This is a genomic window from Micromonospora sp. NPDC049679, assembly GCF_040659735.1.
In the GTDB taxonomy this organism is placed as follows: Bacteria; Actinomycetota; Actinomycetes; order Mycobacteriales; family Micromonosporaceae; genus Micromonospora_I.
In genome coordinates, this window is the sequence record NZ_JBFANZ010000040.1 from 16,003 (window position 1) to 34,085 (window position 18,083).

General features: G+C 70.1%; 18 protein-coding genes and 1 tRNA gene. 11 read left to right on the top strand and 8 right to left on the bottom strand.

Translation table 11 applies throughout. From position 1 onward, the window contains the following. The first annotated feature begins 24 nt into the window (after positions 1–24). Positions 25–603, top strand: coding sequence for a YceI family protein (locus tag AB0J06_RS21915; RefSeq protein WP_357430810.1), 579 nt, complete (start codon positions 25–27; stop codon positions 601–603). A gap of 249 nt (positions 604–852) precedes the next feature. Beyond that, positions 853–2,334 (top strand): glutamate-cysteine ligase family protein, encoded by a 1,482-nt coding sequence (locus AB0J06_RS21920; RefSeq protein ID WP_357430811.1) that lies wholly within the window; start codon positions 853–855, stop codon positions 2,332–2,334. A 50-nt stretch (positions 2,335–2,384) separates the two neighbouring features. On the opposite strand, the gene AB0J06_RS21925 is transcribed toward AB0J06_RS21920, so the two are convergent. Further along, entirely contained in the window at positions 2,385–3,551 is a 1,167-nt protein-coding gene (locus tag AB0J06_RS21925; protein ID WP_357430812.1) for a hypothetical protein, read from the bottom strand. Between the two features lie 185 nt (positions 3,552–3,736). Here AB0J06_RS21925 and AB0J06_RS21930 point away from each other — a divergent pair, with 185 nt between their 5' ends. Both AB0J06_RS21930 and AB0J06_RS21935 read left to right on the top strand, forming a co-directional pair. Next, positions 3,737–4,435 carry a PASTA domain-containing protein gene (locus AB0J06_RS21930; RefSeq protein WP_357430813.1) on the top strand — a complete coding sequence of 233 codons (699 nt, stop codon included), beginning with the start codon at positions 3,737–3,739 and terminating at the stop codon, positions 4,433–4,435. Positions 4,436–4,544: 109 nt separating this feature from the next. Next, positions 4,545–5,435: a PASTA domain-containing protein gene (locus AB0J06_RS21935; RefSeq protein WP_357430814.1), complete on the top strand. Its 891-nt coding sequence runs from the start codon at positions 4,545–4,547 to the stop codon at positions 5,433–5,435. Positions 5,436–5,489: 54 nt separating this feature from the next. Here the strand turns inward: AB0J06_RS21935 and AB0J06_RS21940 are convergent, their stop codons facing one another. Further along, positions 5,490–5,777, bottom strand: coding sequence for a hypothetical protein (locus AB0J06_RS21940; protein ID WP_357430815.1), 288 nt, complete (start codon positions 5,775–5,777; stop codon positions 5,490–5,492). A 579-nt stretch (positions 5,778–6,356) separates the two neighbouring features. On the opposite strand from AB0J06_RS21940, the gene AB0J06_RS21945 reads away from it, so the two are divergent. The 3 genes from AB0J06_RS21945 to AB0J06_RS21955 all read left to right on the top strand — a co-directional run bounded on the left by AB0J06_RS21945 (position 6,357) and on the right by AB0J06_RS21955 (position 7,982). Further along, positions 6,357–7,238 (top strand): helix-turn-helix transcriptional regulator, encoded by an 882-nt coding sequence (locus AB0J06_RS21945; protein WP_357430816.1) that lies wholly within the window; start codon positions 6,357–6,359, stop codon positions 7,236–7,238. Continuing rightward, on the top strand, positions 7,202–7,429 hold the full coding sequence (locus AB0J06_RS21950; protein WP_357430817.1) for a DUF397 domain-containing protein: 228 nt from the start codon (positions 7,202–7,204) through the stop codon (positions 7,427–7,429). The genes AB0J06_RS21945 and AB0J06_RS21950 overlap by 37 nt, the downstream gene beginning before the upstream one ends. Positions 7,430–7,574: 145 nt before the next feature. Then, positions 7,575–7,982 (top strand): hypothetical protein, encoded by a 408-nt coding sequence (locus tag AB0J06_RS21955; protein ID WP_357430818.1) that lies wholly within the window; start codon positions 7,575–7,577, stop codon positions 7,980–7,982. Here the strand turns inward: AB0J06_RS21955 and AB0J06_RS21960 are convergent. Further along, the gene (locus AB0J06_RS21960; RefSeq protein ID WP_357430819.1) at positions 7,950–8,537 is read right to left on the bottom strand and encodes a hypothetical protein; all 588 of its coding nucleotides are present in this window, start codon (positions 8,535–8,537) and stop codon (positions 7,950–7,952) included. The two genes, AB0J06_RS21955 and AB0J06_RS21960, sit on opposite strands and share 33 nt — an antisense overlap. Before the next feature lie 215 nt (positions 8,538–8,752). On the opposite strand from AB0J06_RS21960, the gene AB0J06_RS21965 reads away from it, so the two are divergent. Beyond that, complete coding sequence (locus AB0J06_RS21965) at positions 8,753–10,624, top strand: S8 family serine peptidase (protein WP_357430820.1); 1,872 nt, start codon at positions 8,753–8,755, stop codon at positions 10,622–10,624. A 75-nt stretch (positions 10,625–10,699) separates the two neighbouring features. On the opposite strand, the gene AB0J06_RS21970 is transcribed toward AB0J06_RS21965, so the two are convergent. The 5 genes from AB0J06_RS21970 to AB0J06_RS21990 all read right to left on the bottom strand — a co-directional run bounded on the left by AB0J06_RS21970 (position 10,700) and on the right by AB0J06_RS21990 (position 15,070). Further along, the gene (locus AB0J06_RS21970) at positions 10,700–11,479 is read right to left on the bottom strand and encodes a 3-ketoacyl-ACP reductase (protein WP_357430821.1); all 780 of its coding nucleotides are present in this window, start codon (positions 11,477–11,479) and stop codon (positions 10,700–10,702) included. Next, positions 11,476–12,867, bottom strand: a complete 1,392-nt coding sequence (locus AB0J06_RS21975) for a hypothetical protein (protein ID WP_357430822.1) — start codon at positions 12,865–12,867, stop codon at positions 11,476–11,478. Before AB0J06_RS21975 ends, AB0J06_RS21970 begins: the two co-directional genes overlap by 4 nt. A gap of 91 nt (positions 12,868–12,958) precedes the next feature. Continuing rightward, positions 12,959–13,765, bottom strand: coding sequence for a WecB/TagA/CpsF family glycosyltransferase (locus AB0J06_RS21980; protein WP_357430823.1), 807 nt, complete (start codon positions 13,763–13,765; stop codon positions 12,959–12,961). Beyond that, positions 13,762–14,877 (bottom strand): NAD-dependent epimerase/dehydratase family protein, encoded by a 1,116-nt coding sequence (locus AB0J06_RS21985; RefSeq protein WP_357430824.1) that lies wholly within the window; start codon positions 14,875–14,877, stop codon positions 13,762–13,764. Before AB0J06_RS21985 ends, AB0J06_RS21980 begins: the two co-directional genes overlap by 4 nt. Before the next feature lie 107 nt (positions 14,878–14,984). Next, positions 14,985–15,070, bottom strand: a tRNA-Leu gene (locus tag AB0J06_RS21990). 240 nt (positions 15,071–15,310) lie between these two features. Here AB0J06_RS21990 and AB0J06_RS21995 point away from each other — a divergent pair. From AB0J06_RS21995 to AB0J06_RS22005, 3 genes are read left to right on the top strand one after another with little or no spacing between them, the layout of a single operon-like run. Continuing rightward, on the top strand, positions 15,311–16,096 hold the full coding sequence (locus AB0J06_RS21995) for a DUF3662 and FHA domain-containing protein (protein ID WP_357430825.1): 786 nt from the start codon (positions 15,311–15,313) through the stop codon (positions 16,094–16,096). Positions 16,097–16,100: 4 nt separating this feature from the next. Continuing rightward, positions 16,101–16,583 (top strand): FHA domain-containing protein, encoded by a 483-nt coding sequence (locus AB0J06_RS22000; RefSeq protein ID WP_357430826.1) that lies wholly within the window; start codon positions 16,101–16,103, stop codon positions 16,581–16,583. Further along, positions 16,580–18,019 (top strand): PP2C family serine/threonine-protein phosphatase, encoded by a 1,440-nt coding sequence (locus tag AB0J06_RS22005; protein ID WP_357430827.1) that lies wholly within the window; start codon positions 16,580–16,582, stop codon positions 18,017–18,019. The genes AB0J06_RS22000 and AB0J06_RS22005 overlap by 4 nt, the downstream gene beginning before the upstream one ends. The last annotated feature ends 64 nt before the right edge of the window (positions 18,020–18,083 follow it).

Below are 18,083 nucleotides of genomic sequence, written 5' to 3' on the forward strand. Positions count from 1 at the left end.
TTTGCTCCCGGAGAGGCGAGACATATGACGACCACCGACCTCAACACCCGCGACTGGAACGGCGTCACCATCCCGAGCGCCGGCACCTACGACCTCGACCAGGCGCACAAGCGGGTCGGCTTCGTCGCCCGGCACATGATGGTGAGCAAGGTGCGCGGTGAGTTCACCGAGGCGACCGCCACGATCACCGTCGGCGAGGACCCCCTGCAGTCCGCCGTCACGGCGACTCTCAACGCCGCCAGCATCACCACTGCCCAGGCCGACCGCGACGGGCACCTCAAGAGTGGCGACTTCCTCGACGCGGAGAAGTTCCCGACTGTCGAGTTCCGCAGCACCGGTGTGAAGTCGCACAGCGGCACGGAGTTCGTGCTCTCCGGCGAACTGACCATCAAGGACGTGACCCGTCCGGTCGAGCTTGAGGTCGAGTTCGAGGGCGTCGGCCGCAGCCCGTACGGGCAGGACATCTTCGGTTTCACCGCGACGACCGAGATCGATCGCGAGGACTTCGGTCTGACGTGGAACGTGGCCCTGGAAACGGGCGGCGTGCTGGTCGGCAAGAAGATCAAGATCGAGATTGAGGGCGAAGCGATCCGCCAGGCCTGATGACGACTCGCATGTGTCCCGGTCACCGGTGGTGGCCGGGACACACGCGTTTCCGATCTCTGCTGGAGGACTGCGCCGACATATGAAAAGGTGGACGTAGCGCGCTCGCCCGGTCACGTACGGGTGACCGCTGCCTCCTGTGTCCCTGGTCATGAGGAGTCGGCGCTTTTACCGTGGAAGTTGCATCGGGCTGCACGGTGGGCAATAGCCCCCGGACCGCGTCGACACCGCCTCGCGCCGGGAGGGCACATGGGCAAGGACGTCCCGCCGGGCGTGTTCTCTCGAGAGGACCGCGTGCGCTACCGGCAGAAGGTGCGCCGATGTCTCGACGTCTTCGCCTTGATGCTCGACGACTTCGGCTTCGACGCCGACCGCCCCACCACCGGCCTCGAGGTCGAGCTCAATCTGGTGGACGGTCAGGCCGAGCCGGCCATGCGCAACGCCGAGATCCTGGCCAACCTGGCCGATCCCACCTTCCAGACCGAGTTGGGCCAGTTCAACCTCGAATTGAACGCGCGCCCCCGGCTGATCGAAGGAGCCGGCTTCACCGACTACGAAGAGGACCTGCGGGCGAGTCTCGGCCGGGCGGAGGACCGGGCCGTCAAGGCCCACGCCACGATCATCCTGATCGGCATCCTGCCGACGCTCACGCCTCGGCACCTGGTGCTGGACAACCTCTCGACCAACGAGCGCTACCGGGTGCTCAACGACCAGATCGTCACGGCCCGCGGTGAGGACATCGGCCTGGACATCGCTGGCGTGGAGCGCTTGCAGACCTACACCGACTCGATCGCGCCCGAGGCGGCCTGCACCAGCGTCCAGTTCCATCTGCAGGTCGCACCGGACAGCTTCGCCAACTACTGGAACGCTTCGCAGGCCATCGCCGGCATCCAGGTCGCGGTCGGCGCCAACTCTCCCTTCCTCTACGGCAAGCAGTTGTGGGCCGAGACGCGGGTCGCCCTCTTCGAGCAGGCCACTGACACGCGCCCCGACGAGCTTAAGGCCCAGGGCGTACGGCCCCGCGTCTGGTTCGGCGAACGCTGGATCACGTCGATCTTCGATCTGTTCGAGGAGAACGTGCGCTACTTCCCGCCGCTGCTCCCGATCTGCGAGGACGAGGACCCGGTCGAGGTGCTGCACAACGGTGGCGTGCCGATGTTGGGGGAGTTGCGGCTGCACAACGGCACGGTCTACCGGTGGAACAGGCCGGTTTACGACGTTATGAACGGGCGTCCACACCTGCGGGTGGAGAACCGGGTGCTGCCGGCGGGACCCACCGTGGTCGACATGCTCGCCAACGCGGCGTTCTACTTCGGACTCGCGCGGGAGCTCGCCGAGGCAGATCGTCCGATCTGGAGTCAACTGCCGTTCAGCGCCGCCGAGGAAAACTTCCATTCCGCGGCGCGGCGAGGCATCGCGGCCACGGTCTACTGGCCGCGTATGGGCGAGGTGCGCGTCACGGACCTGGTTCTCGACGTGCTGTTGCCCAAGGCGTACGCGGGGCTGGACCGGTTCGGGGTCCGGCCGGCGGACCGCGACCGGCTGCTCGGGATCATCGAAGAGCGATGCCGCACCGGCCGTAACGGCGCGGTCTGGCAGACCGAGGCGGTGTCGGCTGCCCAGCGCGGACGCGGGATGAGTCGCACGGCAGCGCTGCACGAGATGCTGCAGCGCTACGGCGAGCTGCAGCGGAGCAACGCCCCGGTGCACACGTGGCCGGTCCCTGACTGACGGGGCAACCTGCTCCGCCGGCCGCTGTCGTTAGGCGCGTCTGCGGCCAGTCACTGCGGTCGGCGGCCGGCGCGGCGCGGCTTTCCCTTCGGCGCGTCCTGCACGGACGACGCCACGGGACGGACCGCGGTGGAAACCGCCGCGGTCCCGCGTGCCGGTCGGTTTCTGGGTCGCTCCGCGACGGGCGCCGGCGTGTAGACGGGCGCCGGTTGATCCGTCGGCAGCGGATTGTCGCTCTGTTCGGCCGACGGCGAAGGCGCGGGCTCGTCGTGCTCCGGTGCGGCGGCGTCGGCGGAACGCGGCGACGGCTGCGCGCGCTGGATCATCGCCGTGATGAGCACCGAGCCCGCGAGGCCGGCGATCACCGCGTACGGCGCCATCAGATGCGCCGACAACTGCTCGGCGCGGATGCCCGCCAACCGGGGCGCGGCCAGGAAATAGGCGGCGGCCACGAGGAGCGGGCCGACGCCGCCGGAGATCGCGCCACCGACGCGGTTCTCCGATCGTCGGGCCGCCGGCCATGCCGCGAGCGCACCGATCAGCAGCGCCGAACCGAGCGACAGGACCGCTCCCGGCCAGTAGAAGTAGTCGCGGAACCAGAACCGGTCGCTGTCCGTGGTGATCTGCCAGACGCCGAGTTGCGCGCTGGTCAGGCCTCGTCCGGAGAGCGCACCATCAACGACCGCCACGACGGCGAGCAGCCACAGCCACGCCACGGTGGCGACCACGTTCGCGGCGGCCGCGCGCGAGGCGAGCGCCCAGATCGCCATGAGCAGCCCGCCGACCACGCCGACCACCGCGTATCCCGCGGCGATCGTCTGCGGTGAGAAGGTGTCCGCGCGGGTCGCCCCCCTCGCCGGCACGGCGACCAGTGCGACGGTGACGAGCGCACCGACCGCGGCCGCGGTCGCGAGTGCCAGCCGCGAGAGCACGGTGACGACGGCGGACGGACGCATCCGTTCCCCGTCCAGAGTGGATTGCGGGGTGCGCTCGGCGAACAGTCGTTGGGCGCAGACCGAGCCGACGACAGTGGACGTCGCGCCGATCCAGGCCGCCCAGGCGAGGCTCGCGACCCAGGCCGCCTCACCGGCGCGGTCCGTGGCCGGCAACCAGGCGATGATGCCGAGCCCATAGCCCAACCCGAGCTGCGCGGCACTCACACCAGCAGCGATGCCGATCGCGCCGGCGACGGATCCAACCCAGCCTCGTACGGCCATGCGGGGCAGCGTAGCGTTCAGCCGCTGGCGAGGCGAACCGCGGGCATCGATGTCGACGCGCGTACTCCGTCGGTAACCGGGCGTAGCGGGACGACCCGAGTTGCCCCGGGCCCGCACACTGGTAACGGTCGGATCTGAGATATCGGCGGGACGGTCATGGCCTGCTGGATGGTGAGGCGGTCGCAATGAGTGACGGAAGCGCGACCTGGGGCGGCACCGACGCCGCGACATCCCGATCGCCGGGTCGTCCGAGGCTCATCGCGGCGGGTGCTGCCGGGCTGCTGCTCCTCAGCGCGATCGGTGCGATCGGCGGTTGGCTGCTGGCCGATCCCGGCCGGGACAACCCGTCGAAGAACGCCGGTGGCGTCGCCTCCGGGTCGCCCACTCCTGCGCTGACCTCGGTGACGCCCTCCCGCGCCGCCACCGCGCCGGTCACGGCCTCGCCGGTTCGGCCCTCCGCCGCGACGGAGCGCCCACAGTCCGGGCAGTTCGTCCTTCCCGACATGGTCGGCGTCGACTTCGAACCGGCCCGACGGCAGATGCGCGCGCTCGGGCTCGGCGTGCAACTGGTCTTCGCGGCGTCGGGGGACGACCGCGGCGTCGAGCGGACGGAGCCGGCCGGGGGCGTGATGGTGCGCCGCGGCGTCACGGTGAAGGTGCACGTCGGGGGAGCCGCGCCCGCCGCCACCGTCCCCTCGGTGACGGGTGTTTCCTGCGCCGACGCGGCGGCCCTGGTCGTCGATCACGGCCTTTACCCGGAATATCCGACGGGTCGGTCCGGCCGGGTGGTGCGGCAGGATCCGGACCCGTCGGGTGAGCGGCAGTGGAACGACCGGGTGAAGCTGTTCTGCGGAGCCGCGCCGAGCGGATCCCCCGCGCCATGAGTCCACCCCGAAGTCGCGGATGCTTACGTGCCGAGGCTCGGAATGGGGCACAGACGGGATAAGTTGGTCACTGTTGGCCGGATCGCCAGCGGCGCGGAGAGGACGTGACATGGCCGACGACCCTCAGCAGCCCCGCGATCCGGCGCACGGCCCGGGCGGACCGGGCCGGGACGAGGGCCCGGACCAGACGCAGAGATTCGATCCGTTCCACGACCGGGACGCCGAGCCCCACTCCGAACCAACGGAGGGCGCGCGGCCGACGCACGACACGGGTACGTCCGGCGTCGACGAGACCGCCCCGCTGCCCCGTCGTGACGACACGGTGCCGCTCCCTCCCGGGGACCAGACCGCCCGGTTGCCCCGGAGTGATGAGACGGCATACCGGCCGGGAGGAGACCAGACCGCCCCGTTGCCGTCGACACCCGGATCCTGGGCGGGGCGGGCAGAGGTTCCGCCATGGGGCGGTGCGCCGGTCCGTGATCAGGCGCCCGCGGACTGGGGGCCCGGCGACAACGAGGGGCCGCGCCGATGGTGGCTGCCGATCCTCCTGGGGCTCGTGGCGTTGCTGCTCCTCGCTCTCCTGGGCTTCGGCATATGGCTGATCAATCAGGCGCGTGATGAAGGACCCGGCCCGGTGCGGCCGTCACCGTCGCCGTCTCCGAGCGCCGCCACGACGCCCGCGCCGGTGCGGCCCACCTCCGCCGCGCCGACGACCGCCGAACCGACGCCCTCGGCGACCACGATCGCTCCCGTGCAGGTGCCGCCCGTGCTGGGGTTGCCCGAGGAGGAGGCGCGCAGGTTGCTCGACGACGCGGGGCTGATCTACCGGCTGCAGTACCGCGGTTCGGAGCAGACGCTCGGAACGGTGATCGCCACCGACCCACCCGAGGGCGCCGCCGTTCGGCCGGGCACGCGCGTCACGCTGGTGATCGCCGTACCTCCGTCGGCGCCGACCACGCCCCCTCGGACGGCCACGCCGCGGGCGACCGCGACACGGTGATGACGGCGGGATCGGCGGGCGGGCGCGAGCCGTGGTCGCGGCCGCGTTTCGCGGTCAGCCGGCGCGGACCGGCACGGCGGCCGACATGGTGCCCGCGCGGCGGAGCGTGCGGGGGCGCAACTCGGCGCTCGGATGCACCTGGCGGAGGCCGCTGACCTGAACGAAGATGGATCGCCGCTCCACGGCGTCGCCCGCGGCGTTGAGCTCGTACCCGTCGAGCCAGATCCAGCCGTCGTACGTCGGCCAGTCGTGCACCCGGATCACCCGAAAGAGCAGTGGCTCGGCGAACTGGACGCTCGCCGCGCGGGTCACGTGGAGGACGTCACCAGAGCGGGGTAGCACATCGACTCCTGTCCCGAAACTGCCGTTTTCGCCGTGCGATCGAGTTTCACTCCCGGGCGCACCCACCCGGCATCTCCCGCCCGGGATCAGCCGGTCAGGTTGACCCGATCGGGGCGTTGGCCGGGCCTGCGCTTCACGGCCGTCCCGTCGTCGGGCGCCCCGTCGGGGCCCGGCCAACACCCGTCGACTCCGCAGCCGCACCCGCCGCCGTAGCACCTGCGGCATACAGCGCCGAGGCCTTCACCACGGAGCGTGGTGGTGCCTCCTGACAATGCATTTGTGGTGCCGTGGTCACCCGTCCGGTGGATCGTGGGAGACGCGGCTGAACGCCTTTCCCGACCGATCCGCGACGCTGAGTAACCCGTGGCATACGGACAGGGTGCACGAACCGTATGCTCAATGCAAGTTGCAAGATGGGCCTGCGTGCATGCCTGGTACGGGTGGAATTGCTAGTTGATGTTCCGGCGCCCCAGCCGGCCGACTGCGGCGCTGCCGCAGGCCGGACCGGACTGCTCCGCCTGCCACCCGCGTCGTGTCCCATAGGCGCGCTCGCCCGACCCCCGATCCTGGAGGTGACCGGTGACCGAGCGCCGGAGCCCGACCATCCGCCGCCGTCGACTCGGCGCCGAGCTGCGCCGTCGCCGGGAAGCGGCCGGAGTGACGATCGACCGTGTCGCCGAGCGGCTGGAGTGTTCGGCGTCCAAGGTTTCACGGGTCGAGACCGGCCACACGACGGCGACCCCGCGCGACGTGCGGGACATGCTCGCCATCTACGGCGTCGTCGGGACCGAGTGCGACGAGCTCGTGCAGATCGCCCGGGAGGCGCGGCAGAAGGGCTGGTGGCATCCGTACAGCACCGTGCTGACGGGGGCGTACGTCGGCCTGGAGGCGGCGGCCTCGTCCGTCCGCGCATACGAGCAGCAGGTGGTGCCGGGCCTCCTGCAGACGGCGGACTACGCCAAGGCGATGATCCGGGCGGCTCGGCCGGACATCACCGCCGACGAGGTGGAACGCCGGGTCCGCGTCCGATTGGGCCGCCAATCGTTATTGATCCAGGACGATCCGATCGACCTGTGGGTGGTGCTCGATGAGGCGGTGGTGAGCCGACCGGTCGGGGGCGATGAGGTCATGCGTGCCCAGCTGGAGCGGCTCGTGGAAGCTACTGCCCTGCCGAACGTGACGCTGCAGATCCTGCCCTTCGACGCGGGAGCGCATGCCGGCATGGACGGCACGTTCGCGATTCTCGACTTTCCCGAGCCGAGTGATCCGGATGTGGTTTACGCAGAGAACGCCACAGGCGGGTTGTTCCTGGAGAAGACCGACGAGTTGCGGAAGTACGTGTTCATCTTCGATCACCTCCGCGCGGCGGCCCTCCGTCCGGAGGAATCCGCATCGGTCATCGCAAAGCTGGCGAAGGAGCCATTGTGGACGTTGAGATCAAGGGGTTCCGAGTTGACCTGAGCCGCGCCGAGTGGCACAAGAGCTCGCGCAGCGGACCCAACTGTGACAACTGCGTCGAGGTCGCCTTCGTCGGTGGCGCCATCGCAGTGCGTGACTCGAAAAATCCGACCGGGGCGGCACTCATCTTCACGCCCGGCGAGTGGAACGCCTTCGTGGGTGGCGCCAAGGACGGGGAGTTCGACCTGTCCTGATCCCACCTCTCCGGATCCCGCGTGGTGGTAATCACCCGCTCGGGGCGTCGCCGGTGTGGCACCGGGTCGTTGTACCCAACGGCGCGGTGGATGCCGCGTCAACCCGCCGCGCGGGTTCGCAGACCGAGCGAGGGGCAGGCGACACGTGATGACGATGGGGTCCGAGAATCTGACCAACGGCTCAGCCACGCAGGATCGGTTCGGCAGCCAGTACCGGGGCAGCCGCCGCGACGCCGTGCTCAACGGCGAGTCCGCCGATGCCGACCTGGCTCCCCGTAACGGCTCCGCCACGAGCCCGACGCCGACGGCCGGCCGTCCTCCCACGCTGCCGTCGCTGGACAGCGGGCTGAAGGAGCCGGTCTTCCCGCCAGCGGGGTGGCTCGACGCGCCGGGCGGGGGATCACTGGCCGACCACCCGGTCCTGCGCGGCCTCCTGATGGAGTTGCCGCCGAAGGGCAGCGCGCCCAGCCCGGACTGGCTCGACCGGTGGTTCGAGGCGGCCCGGTCCATCCTTGAACTGCTATACGCGCAGGACGTGAACCGCGGTCGCTGACCGCGTCACGGCTCGCTCCGACAGCCGGCTGTGCCGTAGCGCGTGATGCACGCCGATCACCGCCGCCCCGATCGCGGCGGCGGTGAGCACGGGCCCGATCATCGCCGCGCCGGTCAGCCGGAGCACGCCGGCCGCGGTGACCGCCGCGGGCAGCACCCCCAGCGCGGTGAGCTGCACCGGTAGCGCCACCATGGGGTGAGCGGCGCCGGCGCGCAGCGTGGGTGGTGCGGGCACGTGCGGGGCCGTGGCGAACGCCGCGGCCCCGTGCCGCAACCGCCGCAGCCGGCGCACGGTCACGAACGCCACCGCCGATGCCGGTACGGCCGGCAGCGCGAGCGCGCCGACCAGCTGATCGGGGCCCGGAGTCGCGGTCACGAGTGCGACGAGGCCGGCCCCGGTCATCGCGGCGAGCCCGATAACGACCAGCACCAGGACGATGGCGAGCCGGCGCTGCAGCGCGCGGGCCGACCGAATCCCCGGCAGTCCTTCGGCGATGACGCCGGCAGTGAGCCACACAGCGGCCATCGCGAGCAGGATGGCGAGGTTGATGTCCACGGCCTCAGCCTCGCCGTCCGGCCGCGTGCGCACATCAGGGCGCGGCCCCGGTCGCGCCCCGACAAGCGACCCGTAAGGGCATCGCGGCGTGATATAGGAACTTCGGCATCTGGTCCTGACGAGGGTGAGCCAATAGCCTTCCATTGATCGGACATTGCTGATCCGTCGCCGAGGGCGAGCGGGCGGTCGTGTCCCGGTCGGAGGGGAGGAACGTCATGCCCATCGCACGTAGATCCGTCTTCGTCGGGGCCGCCGCCCTGACCATGCTGGCCGCGGCCGCCGTACCCGCCGCCGCAGCCGGACCCCAAGGCGTGATCCTGAACGCGGGTGGCGACGTCGCCGTTGCCGACAGCTACATCGTCGTGTTCAAGGACAGCTCCGTCACCCGGACCGGCGTCGACGCGGCCGCCCGCGACCTCGCCGCCCTGCACGGTGGCCGGGTCGGCCGCACCTACAGCGCCGCGCTGCGGGGCTTCGAGGTGCAGGCCGACGCGAAGAAGGCGGCGCGGATCGCCGCCAACCCCGCGGTCGCCTACGTTCAGCAGAACCAGACCGTGACGATCTCCGGCACCCAGACCAACCCGCCGTCCTGGGGGCTGGACCGCATCGACCAGCGCAACCTGCCCCTGAACAACTCGTACACCTATCCGACCACGGCCGGCACGGTCCACGCGTACGTCATCGACACGGGCGTCAACTTCACCCACAGTGACTTCGGCGGCCGGGCGAGCAGCGGGTACGACGCCGTCGACGGCGGGTCGGCCGACGACTGCAACGGCCACGGCACCCACGTGTCCGGTACGGTCGGCGGCTCCGCGTACGGCGTGGCCAAGGGCGTCCAGCTCGTCGGCGTACGGGTGCTCAACTGCCAGGGCAGCGGCACCACCGCGCAGGTCGTCGCCGGCATCGACTGGGTGACCGCCAACGCGGTGAAGCCGGCCGTCGCCAACATGAGCCTCGGCGGGTCGGCTGACACGGCGATCGACAACGCGGTGAGCAACTCGATCAACTCCGGCGTCACGTACGCGATCGCCGCCGGCAACGGCAACTTCCTCGGCCAGCGGCAGAACGCCTGCAACACCTCGCCGGCGCGGGTCCCGGCGGCGGTGACGGTCGGCGCCACGCAGAACAACGACGCCGCGGCGAGTTTCTCCAACTACGGCACCTGCGTGGACATCCTCGCGCCGGGCGTCAACATCACCTCCGCCTGGTACACGGACAACAGCGCGACCAACACGATCAGCGGTACGTCGATGGCCTCCCCGCACGTGGCCGGCGCCGCGGCGCTGGTGCTGGCAGCGCACCCGTCGTGGAACCCGCAGCAGGTGCGCGACGAGCTGGTCAACACGTCGACCCCCGACGTGGTGACCAACGTCGGCACGGGCACCCCCAACCGTCTGCTCTTCGTCGGCGGTGGCGGGCAGCCGCCGGTCAACGACTTCTCCGTGTCGGTCTCGCCGACCGCTGGCTCCACCGCTCCCGGCGGATCCGTGACCGCGACCGTCTCGACGGCCACCACCGGTGGGTCGGCGCAGTCGGTGGCCCTCGCGGCGAGCGGTCTGCCGAGCGGCGCGACCGCCGCGTTCAGCCCGGCCACGGTCACGTCGGGAAGCTCCTCGACGCTGACGATCTCGACGTCGGCCGGCACCCCGGCGGGGACGTACCCGGTCACCATCACCGGCACCGGCGCCTCGGGTAGCCGGACCGCGACGTACACCCTGACCGTCACCGGCGGTGGCGGCTGCTCGGGCACCAACGGCACCGACGTCGCGATCCCGGACGCCGCTGCGGCGGTGACCAGCGGCATCACGATCGCCGGCTGTGGCCGGGCCGCCTCCGCGACCGCGACGGTCGCCGTGAACATCGTGCACACCTTCCGCGGTGACCTGGTCATCGACCTGCTCGCTCCGGACGGGTCGTCCTACCGGCTGAAGAACAGCAGCTTCCTCGACGGCACGGACAACGTGAACACGACCTACACGGTCAACCTGTCGAGCGAGGCGGCGAACGGGACGTGGCGGCTCCAGGTCCGCGACGTCTACTCCGGTGACACCGGTTACCTCAACACCTGGACGCTGACGCTCTAGTCAGCCCCCCGACCGACCTGGGGAGGGTCGGCTGAGGTCCCGGCGCGTGTCCGCGCCGGGACCTCAGCTATTTGGTTACAGCGTCCGCAGGTGGAACCCGCCGTCCACATCGATGACCTGACCGGTGCTGAACGGCAACAGATCCGTGGCGACCGCGACGACCGCCTTGCCGACGTCGTCCGGCTTCCCCCAGCGGCGGATCGGCGTCAGCCCCTGGTTGAAGATCAGATCGTCGTACTTCGCCTTCACCGGTCCCGTCATGTCGGTCTCGATGATGCCGGGCCGGATCTCGTAGACGTTGATGCCGTGCTCGGCCAACCGGGCGGCGTAGAGCTGGGTGGACATCGCGAGGCCCGCCTTGGCGACGCAGTAGTCGCCGCGGTTGACGCTCGCGGTGTAGGCGCTCATCGACGAGATCGTGACGATCTTCGGGGCGGTGAGCACGCCGCGGTCGATCTGGTCGATCATGGCCCGTGCGGCGAGCTGGGTCAGGAAGTACGGACCCTTGAGGTTGATCCCGACCAGCCGGTCGAACGACTCCTCGCCGGCCTCCAGAATGTCGGCCCGTACGTCGGGCGCCACCCCGGCGTTGTTCACCAGCAGGTCGATCCGCCCGAACGCCGAGACGGTCTCGTCGACCAGCCGCTGCCGGTCCGCGGCCCGCGATACGTCGGCCTGTACGAGATGCGCGCGCCGTCCGAGCGCCTCGACCTCCTTGCCGACCTCCCGCGCCGCATCGGCGTTGCGCGCGTAGTTGACCACCACGTCGTATCCGGCGCCCGCCAGCGCGACGACGATGCCGCGCCCGATGCCACGCGACCCGCCGGTGACGATCGCTGCCCGCGTCCCGCTCACCGGTCCGCTCCGGGACCGAAGAACGCGTAGTAGGGCTCGTCGCGGGCCACGCGCTGCACGTAGAGCGCCAACTCGCGTGCGTGGTAGTCGCCCCACATGCTGGATTCGCCGTTGGCGACCTGATGCCCTGCGGGCACGTGGTCCCAGCCGTTCGGCTGATGGTAGATGGAGTGCAGGATCAGGCCCTGGTGGCGTGGGTCGGTGCTCAGGTAGGGCTCGTCGAAGATGGTGGCGCAGACGGTCAGTCCGGCCTGCCAGTAGCGCCGTCCCTCTTCCTCGCGACCGCGCGCGGTGAGATAGCGGCCCAGGCGGAGCAGCCCCTGCGCGCCGATGGCGGCCGCCGAGGAGTCGACGGGTTCGTGGTCGTTGTACGGGTCGGCGGGGCGGGAAAGGTAGTCGCCCAGCTTCGCCAGGCCGGGGGCGCCGGTGTCCCAGTAGGGCACGCCGTCGACCGGCGTGTGCTCCAGGTAGAAGTCACAGGTCGCGGTCGCCGCCCGCAGCATCATCTGCTCGACCTCGCCGCGGCCACCGTACGGGGCGAGGTCCTCGTCGCTGAGCAGGGCGACGAACTCCAGTTGCTCCGGGAAGCCGGCCATGGCCCAGGACAGGCCGCGGGTCCAGGTGCTGAAGGGGGAGTAGCCCTGCTGCGTGCTCGGGCAGCGGTAGCTGCCGTCGTTGACATTGAAGATCGACTCGTGGGCGGTCCGGCCACGGAGGTCGTAGCTGTCGCGGCCGTCGCCGTAGAAGACGTTCCACCGGGCGGTGTTGGCGGCGTGCTCGATCAGGCGGCCGAGCAGTGAGATCCGTTCGTCCCGCTCGCCCATCAGCACGTGGCCGAGGAGGTGCGAGACGGCGAGCGCCCGGCACGACCGGATCGTGTCCACGAAGAGGGACTGCGGACCGTTGAAGGAGTAGATGTAGCCGGTGCCGTCGGAGGTCGTGCGCCAACGGGACGCCTGCACGGCCCCCGTGATCTTCAAGGCGAGTTCGTAGAAGTCGCGCTCCGCGCGGTCGAACGGGATCCGGCCCTCGTTCATCAGCCGCCACAGGTTGCCGTACGTGCTGACGTTGTTGAAGCCGTGGTCGTGCACGCCGATGTGGCTCACGTGGCTCGCCATGACCTGGACGGTCCGCTCCCGCGCGGATTCGAGGAACCGCTGCTCGCCGGTCGCGTCGAACTGCAGCAGCGCGGAGCCGTACTGGAAGCCCTGGGTCCACTCGGTCCAGCCGCGCGCCGTGTACCGCCCCTCGACGGTGAAGACCGGCGACGGGGAGCCGGGCGGGCAGCTCTTCTCGATGGCGTCGATCTTTTGTGCTGACGCCTCCCACAACCGATCGATCTTCGGTAAGAGCAGCGCGGGAGTCAGAGCGTCGTCGATCTTCATCATTCGGTCAGCATAGGAAAGCGCATTCCCGTTCGCCAGCGCCTGACCGGGGTTTCCTGACGAATCCCGGGAAGAGCGGCGTCAGCCCTCGGGGTCAGACGCTGAAGGACGCCGGGCGCTCGGTGGCCGCAGGAGGCGGCGTGGCGGCCCACAGCTTCACCTTCTGCGCCGCGAGCCGGGCCAGGTAGGCCGGGTTGAGCACCACGTACCGGTGCCACAACCGCTTCGGCTCCAGACCGAGGCGCCAGAACCACTCCAGTCCGGCGCGCTGCATCCACGGCGGCGGCTTGCGCAGCAGCCCCGCGTGATAGTCGAACGCCGCGCCGACCGCCATCAGCGGCATGTCCAGCAGCGGCCGCATCGCGTACGCGAAGACCTCCTGGCGCGGGCAGCCCAGCCCGACCAGCACCAGCCGGGCGCCCGACGAGCGGATCCGGTCGGCGATCTGAGCGTCCTCGCCCGGCTGCACCGCGCGGAACTTGGAGGACTCGACACCAGCGATCTTCAGCGCCGGGAACATTCGCTCGAGCGCGGGCACGAGCCGGGCGAGCGTCTCGTCGGTGGATCCGTAGAGATAGACGGGAAGACCGTCGGCCGCGCAGCGTTCGAGCACCTTCAGCGTCAGGGTGGGACCGTAGACCCGGTCGGTGAGGCCGGCGCGGTGCAGCAGGTTGAGCGCCCAGCGCACGGGCTGCCCGTCGGGCGTGACCACGTCGAAGGAGTTGAGTCGCGCGTTGTGGGCCGGGTCGAGCACGCCCGTCATCACGCCGTGTACGGCGAGCGCGGTCAGCGCCAGGGGACGGCGCTCGTGTGCCGCGGCGATCACCCGGGTGGCGGCGGCCTCGTAGTCGACCGCGTCGACCAGGACACCGAGCACGTTGCGCTTACCCTGCGTGATCATGCCTGCGGCACCCACTTGTCGACGTTGGCCTCGTAGATCTCCTGCAGGATCATCGGCACGTCGTAGATCTGCTTCCACTCCGGGTAGTCCCGCTGGAAGGCCTCGTTGGACCCGATCCACCACTGGTGGTCGCCAACCCGGTTGGCCTCGTGGTACTCCGTGACCATCGCCTGGCCGGAGATCTGCTCGGCGAGGGCGAACGCCTCCAGGTGCGAGCAGTTGGAGTGCCGGCCGCCACCGAGGTTGTAGACCGCCGCGGAGCGCGGATTGCGGAAGAACGCCTCGAAGGCGGCGACCACGTCGTGGCTGTGGATGGCGTCGCGCACCATCTTGCCCTTGTAGCCGAAGATCTTGTACGTGCGGCGCTCCATGTTGCACCGCATCACGTAGCCCAGGAAGCCGTGCAGCTCGGTCGCCGAGTGGGCCGGCCCGGTCAGCGTGCCACCGCGGAAGCACGCCGTCTTCATGCCGAAGTAGCGTCCGTACTCCTGGACCATCACGTCCGCCGCCACCTTCGAGGCGCCGAAGACGGAGTGCAGGCAGGAGTCGATCGACATGTCCTCCTTGATGCCGCCCTCGTAGGGGTGGCCCGGCTCGATCTCCCAGCGGGTGTCGCGCTCGGTGAGCGGGAGGCTGTTCGGGCGGTCGCCGTAGACCTTGTTGGTCGAGCAGTGGATGACCGGCGCCTCGATGCAGTGGTCGCGCACGTTCTGCAGCACGTTGAGCGTGCCGCCGGCGTTGACGTCGAAGTCGGTGAAGGGGTCGCGCACGGCCCAGTCATGCGAGGGCTGCGCGGCGGTGTGGATGACCACCGCGACGTCGCGGCCATAACGGCCGAAGATGCCCGCCAGCGCGTCGCGGTCGCGGATGTCGACGTTGAGATGCGTGTACGCCCCACCGAGGTCGGCGCTCAGCCGCCGCACGTTCCACGCGGTGGAGGCCTCGGCGCCGAAGAACTCCCGACGCATGTCGTTGTCGATGCCCACCACGTCGAGACCGAGGCCGGCGAAATGCCGAACTGCCTCCGACCCGATCAGGCCACCTGATCCGGTCACCAACGCGACACTCACACGGCACTCCAGACGTGGGGGGCAGCAGAACGTCAGGAGCATAACGCGGTCCGCTGAGCGCTGCCTGAGCGCGCGGCGGGCATCGGCCACCCGTCGGTGACCGCGGACACGAAGTAGGGGCCCCGCGTCTCGCGAGGCCCCTACTTCGATGGTGGGGAAGGGGGGAGTTGAACCCCCACGCCCTTTCGGGCACACGGACCTGAACCGTGCGCGTCTGCCATTCCGCCACTCCCCCAGGACTGGCTCGGGACATACTACTCAATCCCGTGTGGATTGCTCCGCTCCACCAGGAGCATCTGCAATCCCGCCCTTCGGCAGGTGCCGGGACATACTACGCTGTCCCTGGCTGGCCACGACCAGCATTACCGGCCGTGGCGCTTGGGAAGAATAGCACGGCAACATCGGTCGTTAACGACAGGCCGTAAGCAGGGGTCGATCGTCGTGCGAGCTGCACGGGCGACGGCCGGATACCATCATGTCCTCGGAACCCGAGGAGGAGCCGGTGAGCGTGCTGCAACGCTTCGAGAAGCGTCTGGAAGGCCTGGTAGAAGGGGCCTTCGCCAAGGTGTTCAAGGGGGTCGTCCACCCTGTGGAGATCCTCAACGCCATGCAGCGGGAGGCTGAGGCGCACAAGGCTATCCTGGCCGGTGGGCGCACTCTGGTGCCGAACCGCTATGTGATCGATCTCTCGCCATATGACCATAGCCGCCTCGCGCCGTACGCCGCGGCGCTCGCCCAGGAGCTCGCCCAGTCACAGGCGGAGTTCATCGGCGAGCAGGCCTGGACGGTCTACGGCGACGTGATCGTCGAGATCGAGCGCGGCGACGGGCTGGACACCGGTATGTTCCGGGTCACAGCCGAGGTCTACACGGGGGGTGACGTGGCGCCGGTGCCGCAACAGGCATACGAAGCGCCGCCGGCCTACCCGCCGTACGAGCAGGGCGGGGGGTACGGTCCACCGCCCGGGCAGGGTGGTGGCCGAAACATCCGGCTGGTCTCGGGCGACGGCCGCAACTATCCGTTGCAGATGGGCTCGACCGTGATCGGCCGGGGCGACCAGGCCAACCTGCGGCTGCCCGACGTCGGCATCTCCCGCCGGCACGCGCGGCTCGATTTCGACGGTGCGCAGGTGGTGCTCACCGATCTGGGTTCAACCAACGGGACGATGGTCAACGGTCAGCGAGTCTCGGCCGTGGCCCTCAACCCGGGCGACATGATCCAGCTCGGAACGACCACGCTCACGTTCCGAGTGGACGGCTAACGCCTTGCCCGACTTCGTTGTGGCCGTCGCCCGGATCGGGTTCATCGTCCTACTGTGGATCTTCGTGTTCACCGTGGTCGGGGTGATTCGCCGGGATCTGTTCGCCGGGGCCAAATCCAGTCGCCTGGTCGCCGCGCCACGGGGGGTCGGCGCGGCGACGGGGCAGAACCGTCCGGCGAAGGTGAAGCGGGGTCGCGCCGCACGCCAACTGGTGGTGACCGCCGGCCAGCTGGCGGGCACCCGGATCACCCTCGGCGAGGCCCATATAACGATCGGCCGCGCCGAAGACTCCACGCTGGTCATCACCGATGACTATGCCTCCGCCCGGCACGCGAGGCTCGTCCCGCGTGAGGGCCAGTGGTACATCGAGGACATGGGTTCCACTAACGGGACCTACCTCGATCGCGCTAAGGTCACCGGGCCCACCCCCGTCCCCCTCGCCGTGCCGATTCGCATCGGCCGCACTTCTCTCGAGTTACGGCCATGACTCTCACCCTCCGTTATGCGGCCCACAGCGACCGCGGTCTGATCCGAGACGGGAACCAGGACTCCGTCTACGCCGGACCGCGGCTACTCGCCGTTGCCGACGGCATGGGCGGCATGGCCGCCGGTGACGTCGCCAGCAACATCGTCATCGGTGCCATGGCTCCGCTCGACGAGGACGTCCCCGGTGACGCTCTCGTCGATGCCCTGCGCTCGGCCGTCGACACCGCCAACCAGAATCTGCGTGACACCGTGGATGCCAACCCGCAGATGGAGGGCATGGGCACCACGCTGACCGCGACCCTCTTCTCGGGCAGCAAAATCGGCATGGTGCATATCGGCGACTCACGCGCCTACCTCCTGCGCAGCGGCGAGTTCGCCCAGATCACCAAGGACGACACCTACGTCCAGATGCTGGTCGACGAGGGGCGGATCAGCCCCGAGGAGGCCAGCAGCCACCCGCAGCGGTCACTGTTGACGCGCGCCCTCGACGGCCGCGACATCGACCCGGAATACTCGGTGCGGCAGGTGCTCCCGGGCGACCGCTACCTCATCTGCAGTGACGGGCTGTCCGGCGTGGTCAGCGCCGAGACGATCGGCGACACGCTGCGGGAATACGTCGATCCGCAGCAGTGCGTCGAGCGCCTCGTGCAGCTGGCGCTGCGCGGCGGCGGCCCCGACAACATCACGGTGATCGTGGCGGACGCCACGGACCAGGACATTCTCGAGGCGGCGCCGATCGTTGGCGGCGCAGCCGCCCGTGACCGGGGCATGGCGACCGCGGCGGACGAGTCGACCCCGGCCGCTCGTGCCTCGGCCGCGTTCGCCCCGGCGCCCCGGGCGGCGACCCCCGAGTCCTCGGAGACGGCCGCGTCGGCGAGTCGTGACGATCCCGAACGTCCGCGCCGGCACCCCGTGCGGACAGCCGCCCTGCTCGTGGTCCTGCTGGGTATTCTGGGTGGTGGCCTCTGGTTGGGTTGGAACTACACCCAGCGTCAGTACTACGTCGGCGCCACGGAGGACGGGCAACTCGCGGTCTTCCAGGGCATGCCGGGGGCGATCGCCGGGGTCAGCCTCTCCAGCGTGCACGCGAGCAGCGACACCGCGCTGGACGACCTCACCACGGTGGCGCAGGAGCGGGTGAAGCAGGGCATTCAGGCCAAGAGCGAGTCCGACGCGCAGCGCCGACTCGCCGAGTTGACCAACGAAAACCCGCTCAACCCCAACCTGAAGCCGACCTGCTCCCCGATCCAACGGCCGGACACGCCGGCCCCGACCGGGACGACCGCTGCGACGCCCGCCCCCAGGGCCACGACGGGTCCGACACCCGGCGCGACGCCGACGCCAACCCCCAGCGCGCCGGCCACCACACCCGACGCTCAACCCTCCGACACGGTGCCGCCGGTCACCGATCCGGCGGGCTGTCGGCCGACAGACTGAGCGCCAACTCGACGACCCGAGGGATCCCACTGTGACCGCGCCCGCCGGATCGGCAGCCACGCCC

Excerpts from the sequence above, each read along its gene's own strand:
- AB0J06_RS21965 (WP_357430820.1), top strand. The coding sequence starts at position 8,753 with ATGCCCATCGCACGTAGATCCGTCTTCGTCGGGGCCGCCGCCCTGACC.
- AB0J06_RS21995 (WP_357430825.1), top strand. The coding sequence starts at position 15,311 with ATGTCCTCGGAACCCGAGGAGGAGCCGGTGAGCGTGCTGCAACGCTTC.
- AB0J06_RS21920 (WP_357430811.1), top strand. The coding sequence starts at position 853 with ATGGGCAAGGACGTCCCGCCGGGCGTGTTCTCTCGAGAGGACCGCGTG.
- AB0J06_RS21925 (WP_357430812.1), bottom strand. The coding sequence starts at position 3,551 with ATGGCCGTACGAGGCTGGGTTGGATCCGTCGCCGGCGCGATCGGCATC.
- AB0J06_RS21980 (WP_357430823.1), bottom strand. The coding sequence starts at position 13,765 with ATGATCACGCAGGGTAAGCGCAACGTGCTCGGTGTCCTGGTCGACGCG.
- AB0J06_RS21935 (WP_357430814.1), top strand. The coding sequence starts at position 4,545 with ATGGCCGACGACCCTCAGCAGCCCCGCGATCCGGCGCACGGCCCGGGC.
- AB0J06_RS21930 (WP_357430813.1), top strand. The coding sequence starts at position 3,737 with ATGAGTGACGGAAGCGCGACCTGGGGCGGCACCGACGCCGCGACATCC.
- AB0J06_RS21985 (WP_357430824.1), bottom strand. The coding sequence starts at position 14,877 with ATGCTCCTGACGTTCTGCTGCCCCCCACGTCTGGAGTGCCGTGTGAGT.
- AB0J06_RS21975 (WP_357430822.1), bottom strand. The coding sequence starts at position 12,867 with ATGATGAAGATCGACGACGCTCTGACTCCCGCGCTGCTCTTACCGAAG.
- AB0J06_RS22005 (WP_357430827.1), top strand. The coding sequence starts at position 16,580 with ATGACTCTCACCCTCCGTTATGCGGCCCACAGCGACCGCGGTCTGATC.
- AB0J06_RS21915 (WP_357430810.1), top strand. The coding sequence starts at position 25 with ATGACGACCACCGACCTCAACACCCGCGACTGGAACGGCGTCACCATC.